5 protein-coding genes, 2 rRNA genes and 1 pseudogene are annotated in these 7,975 nt (G+C 58.5%); 4 read left to right on the top strand and 4 right to left on the bottom strand.

Features of this window, described 5'->3' with window-relative positions; genetic code table 11:
* A partial coding sequence (locus tag OQK_RS31995) for a methyl-accepting chemotaxis protein (RefSeq protein WP_443216334.1) occupies window positions 1-686 on the bottom strand: 686 nt, incomplete at its 3' end.
* 117 nt (window positions 687-803) lie between these two features.
* Window positions 804-1,832 (bottom strand): annotated as a pseudogene (locus tag OQK_RS32000) (cache domain-containing protein); the annotation flags it as partial.
* Window positions 1,833-2,091: 259 nt separating this feature from the next.
* On the opposite strand from OQK_RS32000, the gene OQK_RS10170 reads away from it, so the two are divergent.
* From OQK_RS10170 to OQK_RS10185, 4 genes are all read left to right on the top strand, one after another.
* Window positions 2,092-2,592, top strand: a complete 501-nt coding sequence (locus OQK_RS10170; protein ID WP_038860824.1) for a sigma-70 family RNA polymerase sigma factor — start codon at window positions 2,092-2,094, stop codon at window positions 2,590-2,592.
* On the top strand, window positions 2,592-3,593 hold the full coding sequence (locus OQK_RS10175) for a FecR domain-containing protein (RefSeq protein WP_016772289.1): 1,002 nt from the start codon (window positions 2,592-2,594) through the stop codon (window positions 3,591-3,593). Before OQK_RS10170 ends, OQK_RS10175 begins: the two co-directional genes overlap by 1 nt.
* Before the next feature lie 86 nt (window positions 3,594-3,679).
* On the top strand, window positions 3,680-6,181 hold the full coding sequence (locus OQK_RS10180) for a TonB-dependent siderophore receptor (RefSeq protein ID WP_016772290.1): 2,502 nt from the start codon (window positions 3,680-3,682) through the stop codon (window positions 6,179-6,181).
* A gap of 75 nt (window positions 6,182-6,256) precedes the next feature.
* On the top strand, window positions 6,257-7,435 hold the full coding sequence (locus OQK_RS10185; RefSeq protein WP_016772291.1) for a PepSY-associated TM helix domain-containing protein: 1,179 nt from the start codon (window positions 6,257-6,259) through the stop codon (window positions 7,433-7,435).
* 66 nt (window positions 7,436-7,501) lie between these two features.
* Here the strand turns inward: OQK_RS10185 and rrf (OQK_RS10190) are convergent.
* Together rrf (OQK_RS10190) and rrf (OQK_RS10195) are read right to left on the bottom strand one after the other, a co-directional pair.
* A 5S ribosomal RNA gene (gene rrf, locus OQK_RS10190) occupies window positions 7,502-7,617 on the bottom strand.
* 105 nt (window positions 7,618-7,722) lie between these two features.
* Window positions 7,723-7,838 (bottom strand): 5S ribosomal RNA (gene rrf / locus OQK_RS10195).
* Window positions 7,839-7,975 lie beyond the last annotated feature (137 nt).

Consider the following 7,975-nt stretch of genomic DNA (forward strand, 5'->3'; position numbering starts at 1 on the left):
TGGTTCAACAGGTTGATCTGGTTGACGTCGACGTTCAGCGTTTCCACCACCGCCGTCTGCTCTTCAGTCGCCGCTGCAACCGATTGGTTCATGCCGTCGATTTCGCCAATGCGCTGGGTCACGCTGACCAGGCGCAGACCGGCCTGATTCGCCACTTCCACGCTTTGCTCGCTGGACGCCTGGCTGGCGTTCATGGTGCTCACCGCTTCGCGCGAGCCGACCTGCAGCGAGGTAATCATCTTGTGGATCTCTTCCGCCGATTCCTGGGTGCGATGCGCAAGGTTGCGCACCTCATCGGCGACCACGGCAAAACCGCGCCCGGCTTCACCGGCACGCGCGGCTTCGATAGCAGCGTTGAGCGCCAGCAGGTTGGTCTGCTGCGAGATGCCTTTAATCACATCGAGGATGTGGCCGATGTTGTCGGTGCTGGCATTCAAGGTTTCGATCTGCGTGCACGACAGGCTGATCTTCTGCGACAGCTCGGTCATCGCCTGAATGGTCTGCTCGACCACCTGACGACCATCATCGGCCTGCTCGGAAGCGCCACTGGCGTGTTGCGAAGCATCCGCCGCGTTGCGCGCGATCTCTTGAGTGGCGGCGCCCAGCTGATTGATCGCCGCCGCGACGCTGTTGGTGCGCGCACTTTGCTCGTCGGAACCGACGATCGAAGCGTTGGACGAAGCCATCACCCGTTGCGACAGGTCATGTACGTGACGGGTCGCCGACGACACTTCGGAAATCGATGCGTGAATCCGTTCAACGAACTGGTTGAACGCGCTGCCCAGTTCACCGAACTCGTCTTTGCTCTCGACCACCAGACGCCGGGTCAGATCGCCCTCGCCCTGGGCAATGTCCTTCATCGCGCGGCCCATGGTGGTCAGTGGACGCATCAACACGTTGATCAACAGGCTCAACAGCAACGCAATCGCCGCGACTGCGACAAACATGGCGATCAACGCCGAGGTGCGGAATTGGCTGAGGGCGGCGTAGGCCTTGTCGCGATCGATCGACAGACCTATGTACCACTGCGCATTCGGCAGATCGCTGACCGGGGTGAACGAGAGAATGCGTTCCTGGCCGTTGAGCACGACGTTCTGGTTGCCCTTCTCGATGCGCACGCTGGTGTTCGGATAGATGTCCTTGAGGTTTTTCATTACCTGATCTTTGTCCGGGCTGACGATCACCTGACCGTCAGCACTGACCAGAAACGCATGGCCGAGGCCACCGAAATCCACCGAGTTGATGATCTTCACCAGCGTTTCGAGGCTCAGGTCACCACCGACCACACCGAGCAATTCACCGTCCTTTTTCACCGGCATGGCGATGGTCACCACCAGGCCACCGACGGCCGCCATGTACGGCGGGGTCAGCATGGTTTTATCGGCGGCCACTGCCTGCTTGTACCAAGGGCGCTGACGCGGATCGTAACCGTCCGGCATCTTCGCATCGGGGCGCTGGGTGAAGACACCGTTGGCCTGGCCGACGTAAGTGAACTGAAAGTTCGACGTGAAGGCCGGTTGATCGACAAGGCCGGGGAGGTCGGCATTCCTGCCTTGATGGGCAACGTTCTGCGCGAGGTTTTCCAGCACCAGAATGCGCCCGCTCATCCAGTTCTGCACGCTGCTGGCGGTCAGGTCACCGGCCTGTTGCACGGAGGACTGCAGGTTCTGGCGAATGGTGTTTCGTTGCAGATAATCGTTGTAGAGCGTGAACAACGCGAACGCCAGGACCACGACGCCCGAAGCGGCCAGGAGGATTTTATGGCTGAACTTGAGATTCATTTCATGGGACTTCTTATGCCAAAAGTGGGGATGCGTTTCCGGATGCAACATTCCATGTACGGCGTAGGCAGCGTTCTTCTGGCTGCTCTACTTTGGTGCACGCATTTCTCACCAGTCTGTCGGCCAGCGGCGGAGAAATCTTAGGGGCGCGTGAGAAATGGGCAGGTTTTGGACAGGATTCCCGCCGAACGGCGTGCCAGAGGCTGCGAGGGAATTTTTCGCATCGACATGGACGCGACAGTTGCAAAATCTGTAACCCTTGATGACAATGCGATTAATTATCATTTGTGACGTTCGGGCTGGCGTGGTCATGTCTTCACCTGAGTTGGTCGTACAGGCGCTTTACGGTAGTCATCACGGCTGGCTCAATGCCTGGCTGCGCGCACGGTTGGGCAATGCAGCGGATGCCGCCGATCTGGCTCAGGACACTTTCCTGCGCCTGCTGCAACGTACCGAACGCCTCGAACTCAGAGCGCCCCGAGCTTTCCTGCGAACCATCGCGCGCGGTCTGGTGATCGATCATTGGCGCCGCGAGGAAATCGAGCGGGCCTATCTGGAGACCATTGCTCACTTGCCTGAAGGCGAAGTACCTGACGCCGAATCGCGCGCGTTGGTGCTGGAACTGCTGGAAAGCATTGCGCGCATGCTTGAGGGATTGAAGCCGAAAGTGCGTCAGGCGTTTCTCCTGGCGCAGTGCGAAGGTTTGACTCACAAACAGATCGCCGAGCAGTTGGGCGTATCGGTACGTTCTGTGGAACGCTACGTCGCCGATGCGCTGTATCACTGCTATGTGTTGCGGTATGAAAACTGATGCCTGTGGATAACCTCTCACTCGCTCGCCGCGTCGAACCGCGCCAACACGTGGTCAAGCAAGCGATTCACTGGCTACTGCGACTGCGCAACAACCACGGCAATTCGCGGCTGACTCGCCAATGCGAGCAGTGGCGCGCCGAGCATCACGAACATGAAATCGCCTGGCAGCGGGTGCAGTCGCTGCAAGCCGAATTGAGCTCCAGTCTGCGCGCCGTGCCGGGTGCGCAGATCGCTTTCAACACCTTGGAAAACAGTGCGCAGGGGCTAGGCCGACGCCAGGCCTTGAAGTTGTTGTCGGGCGCGCTGTTGATGGGCTCCGCCGCGTGGCTGGCCAAGGACAGCGCCGCCTGGCAGCAATGGAGTGCCGACTACGCGACGGCGACCGGCGAACGGCGCGGTTTCCAGTTGCCCGACGGTACGCGGATCGAACTCAACACCGCCAGCGCCGTAGACCTGGATTACACCGCGCAGCAGCGCCTGATCAAACTGACCCGTGGCGAGATCATCGTTACCTGCGGCGGCGCTGACGAAGGCGCGGCGGCCGATCGACCGCTGCGCATACAGAATCGCCACGGCAGTTATGCGCCGGTCGATGCGCGTTTCATTTTGCGTCAGGAAGAACAGTGCACGCGGCTCAGCGTTACCCGTGGCCGGGTGTTGGTTCGCGCTGGCGGTCATTCCCTCGAAGCACTCGCCGGGCAGAGTTTTCTGGTCGATCAAAGCGGTTTGCGCGCAGAGCCGACGCTGGATATGGATGCGGGCGCCTGGCTCGACGGTTTGATTGTCACGCGCAATATGCGGCTGGGCGACTTCCTCGCTGAAGCCGGCCGTTATCGCCCGGGTTATCTCCATTGTTCGGCGGATATCGCAGACCTGCGCCTTTCTGGGGTGTTCCGTCTGGAGGACACCGACAGGCTGCTGGCGGTCCTGCCGCAGACGCTGCCGGTGCAATTGCGTTATCGCACCCGCTGGTGGGTGACCCTGGAACGTGCGGTGTGATTATTTTTGGCGGGTTTTCGCAGGCAGTCCGGCTTAGTCAGTAAGCACTTCAACTCAGCCCCCGCGACTGCCTACGGAAATCCACAATGACTGTCCGCGCCACTTGTAAGAATCCTCTGAATTTCACTGCAGAATCGACACTACTGCGCCATGCGGTTCGGGCGGCACTGCTGACCACCGCGCTGGGCGTCAGCGTATTACCGAGCCTGAGTCTGGCCGCCAACACCGGCACCGAGATCAGCCACCGCTACAACATTGCTGCCGGGCCATTGGGCGAGGCGTTGAATCAGTTTGCCCGGCAGGCCGGCATCACCTTGGCGATGACGCCGCAACAGACCCAAGGTCAGCAATCTCCCGGCGTGCAGGGTGAATATTCGACCGACCAGGCCTTGAGCCATTTGCTCGGTGGCTCAGGGCTGGAAGCCGTCAGCCAGGACGGCAGCATTTACATCCTGCGCCCGCTGGCTGAAAGCGAAGCGCTGGCCTTGCCGACCACCGACATCAAAGGCTTCGCCCTCGGCAACGCGCTGGGCAGCATGGCCGGCTACAACGCCACGCACAGCCAGATCGCCACCAAGACCAGTACCGCCCTGCTGGAGACCTCGCAAAGCGTATCGGTGGTGACGCGTGAGCAAATGGATGACCAAGGCTCGCAAACCGTCTCGCAAGCGATGCGTTACGCCCCGGGCGTGCTGACCAACCCGTATGGCGCCACCCATCGTTACGACTACGTGGCGATGCGCGGTTTCAACGACGGCTCGGTGGACAACATCTACCTCGACGGCCTCAAGTCGATGGGCGACAGCGGCACCTACAGCACCATGCAGGTCGATCCGTATTTCCTTGAGCGTGTGGACATTCTCAAAGGCCCGTCGTCCGTGCTGTACGGCCGTAGCTCGCCCGGCGGTCTGGTCGCGCTGACCAGCAAAAAGCCGTTGTACGAGGCTTATCATCAGGTGCAGGCCACAGTGGGGACGCAAGGCCAGCGTGGGGTTGGGTTTGACTTCAGCGGTCCGGTCGATGACGACAAGCGCATTGCCTATCGTCTGACCGGATTGAGCGATCAGTCCGACACGCAGTTCGATCACAACAAGGAAAAACGCTTCGCCCTCGCGCCGACGCTGAGCATCGATTTCAGCGAAGACACCTCGCTGACCCTGCAGGCCTATCTGCAACACGATCCGGACGGTGGTTACCACGGCGGCGTTCCGGCGGACGGCACGATCCATCAGCGCAATGGCGAGCGCATCTCGCCGCGCTTCTTCGAGGGCGAACCGGGGATCGATGGTTACTCTCGTGACCAGCAGTCGTTCGGCTATCAGTTCGAACATCGCTTCAACGATGTCTTCACCGCCCGGCAGAACTTCCGCTATCTCGATTCCAAAGTGAACATGGATCAGGTCTACGCCTATGGCTGGACCACCCCGACCAGCAATGAACTGAACCGCTATTACACCGGCGGTGATGAGCGCCTGCATGCGTTCATCGTCGACAACATGCTGCAGGCCGAATTCTTCACCGGCGCGACCAAGCACACAGTCCTGATGGGCGCGGATTATCAACGGCGCAAAACCGTGGTCGACTGGACCAGCGGTGGCCTCGCGCCAATCAATGCGTTCAATCCGGTGTACGGTAACTCGGCGATCGAGATGTACGGCGACACCAGCTATCTGCGGCGCCTCGAACAGACCGGTGTGTATCTGCAAGACCTGATCGAGATGGACAAATGGCGCTTCTCGCTGGGCCTGCGTCAGGACTGGGTCGAGACATCCGATGAAAACCGTATCGCCGAAGCGGAGCGGCCGGTGGGTACAGAGATCAATGATCGGCGCACGAAACTCACTGGGCGTGCCGGCGCTTTATATCTGTTTGATAACGGTCTGGCGCCATACATCAGCTACTCCGAGTCGTTCAACCCGAACTCCTATGCCGACAGCGCCGGCAATCCACTGGCCCCCACCGATGGCACGCAGTGGGAAGTCGGCTTGAAGTATCAGCCGCCGGGCACTGACAACCTGTTTACCGCCTCGCTGTTTCGCATCGATCAGGAAAACCTCGCGACCAAACTACCGCAGGAGAACTTCTATCGCGCGGTCGGCGCCGTACGCTCGCAAGGTCTGGAACTGGAAGCGCATATGCAACTGACCGATAACTTCAAAGTACTCGGCAGTTACACCTTCACTGATATCGAGTATTCCAAATCGATGATCAGCACCTTGAGCACGCCGACCGATGTCATCGAGAACAAGGGCAACTCGCCAACTCAAGCGCCGCGCCACATGGCCTCGCTGTGGGCTGACTACAAGTTCGACAGCGCCGCACTTGATGGGCTGCGCTTGGGTGGTGGGGTGCGCTACGTCGGCTACAGCTGGGCCGATGCGGAGAACACGATGAAGGTGCCGTCTTACACGCTGTTCGATGCCTCGATTGGTTATGACCTGGGCAAGATTGGTTTGAAGGGTGTTGATGTTCGGCTCAACGCGAACAACCTGACCAATGAATCCTATGTCGCGTCCTGCGCCAGTCTGAACTTCTGCTACATGGGCGAAGAACGCAACGTAGCGGCGACCGTCAGCTATCAGTTCTAAAGCTATGTCCTGTGCATAAAAAAGCCAGCCCCTGCTATCAGGGGCTGGCTTTGTCGTTTCTTCGGGGTGTTTTGTATGCGTGCGTTTCTGGTTTTGTTGCATCGGTACATTGGCTTGGCCACTGCGGTGTTTTTATTGTTGGCCGGGCTGACCGGCAGTGTGCTGGCGTTCAATCACGAACTGGATGAGTGGCTGAATCCGCAGTTTTACGAGGCGACGTCAGTGGGTGAGCGCTTGTCGCCGGGCGCGTTGGTAGATGCAGTGCAGACAGCGCATCCGAAACTGCAAGTCTGGTACATGGAGTATCCCCATGAGACGGGGCATACGGCGCTGCTGGCGGCCGTTCCCCGTAAGGATCCGGCGACGGGCCAGCCGTTTGATGAGCGCAATCAGGTGTTCTATCTGGACCCGGTCAGCGCGGAGCAAAAAGGCGCGCGCTACTGGGGTGAATGCTGTTTTCAGCGGGAGAACTTCATCCCGTTCATTCTGGAGTTTCACTACAACCTGACATTGCCCGGTAACTGGGGACTGCTGTTGATGGGCTTGGTGGCCATCGCGTGGGTGATCGACTGTTTTGTCGCATTGTGGCTGACCTTGCCGCGTGGCAAGCCATTCTGGAAGAAGTGGGCTACTGCGTGGAAGGTCAAAGGCGGGCATGCCTACCGCTTGAACTTCGATCTGCATCGCGCTGGCGGATTGTGGTTGTGGCTACTGCTGTTACCGATCGCCGTTAGTAGCGTGGCGATGAACTTGCCGAGCCAGGTATTCAAGCCTGCGGTTTCTTTGTTTTCGCCCATCGAGCCGAGCGTTTATGAAGCCAGAGGACGAATGCCCGCTGATCAACTGGGGACGACACAGTTGAGTTATCAACAGGCGTACCAAAGGGCATTGCAGGAAGGGAAACGATTAGGACTGACGGCGGCAATCGGCGAGTTGTATTACAGCTTTGAGTACAACTTCTACGGCGCAGGATTTGGACAGCACGATACGGACGCCCATGGAAAATCCTGGTTGTTCTTTCACGGTACCGATGGCCGATTATTGGGACAGGAGATCGCGGGACAGGGCACGCTCGGAGAGCAGTTCTATCGACTCCAGTTGCCGATACATGGGGGACGGATCATCGGGGTGACAGGGCAGGTAATGATCGCGGTACTGGGTGTGTTGATTGCGGGGTTATCAGGGACGGGAGTTTATATCTGGTGGCGCAAGTGGCAGGCAAGACGCAGCAGCAAGAGTCGCAGAACGGCCTGATCTTTCGTACACGCTTAAATGACAAAACCCCTGTCTGCGTTAGCAGACAGGGGTTTCGGAATTCAATCTTGACGATGACCTACTCTCACATGGGGAAACCCCACACTACCATCGGCGATACATCGTTTCACTGCTGAGTTCGGGATGGGATCAGGTGGTTCCAATGTTCTATGGTCGTCAAGAAATTCTTTATCTGGCCCGTCAACACGGTAACAAGCCAGCAAAAACAGGAACTTCTACTAAAACAAAACCCCAACTGCTTTCGCAATTGGGGTTTCGGAATTTAATCTTGACGATGACCTACTCTCACATGGGGAAACCCCACACTACCATCGGCGATGCATCGTTTCACTGCTGAGTTCGGGATGGGATCAGGTGGTTCCAACGCTCTATGGTCGTCAAGAAATTCGGGTACTGACTCGTGACCAGACGGCCTCGCTTCAGCAAATTGGGTATGTGACAGCTTTCGGTGTTTGTGCGCTTCGAACTTTCGGTTCGTTTCGTCTTCACACACCGCAATCTGGTGCCTTTTCAGGTCAA

Source organism: Pseudomonas sp. R62 (genome assembly GCF_000257605.1).
Classification (GTDB): domain Bacteria; phylum Pseudomonadota; class Gammaproteobacteria; order Pseudomonadales; family Pseudomonadaceae; genus Aquipseudomonas; species Aquipseudomonas atacamensis.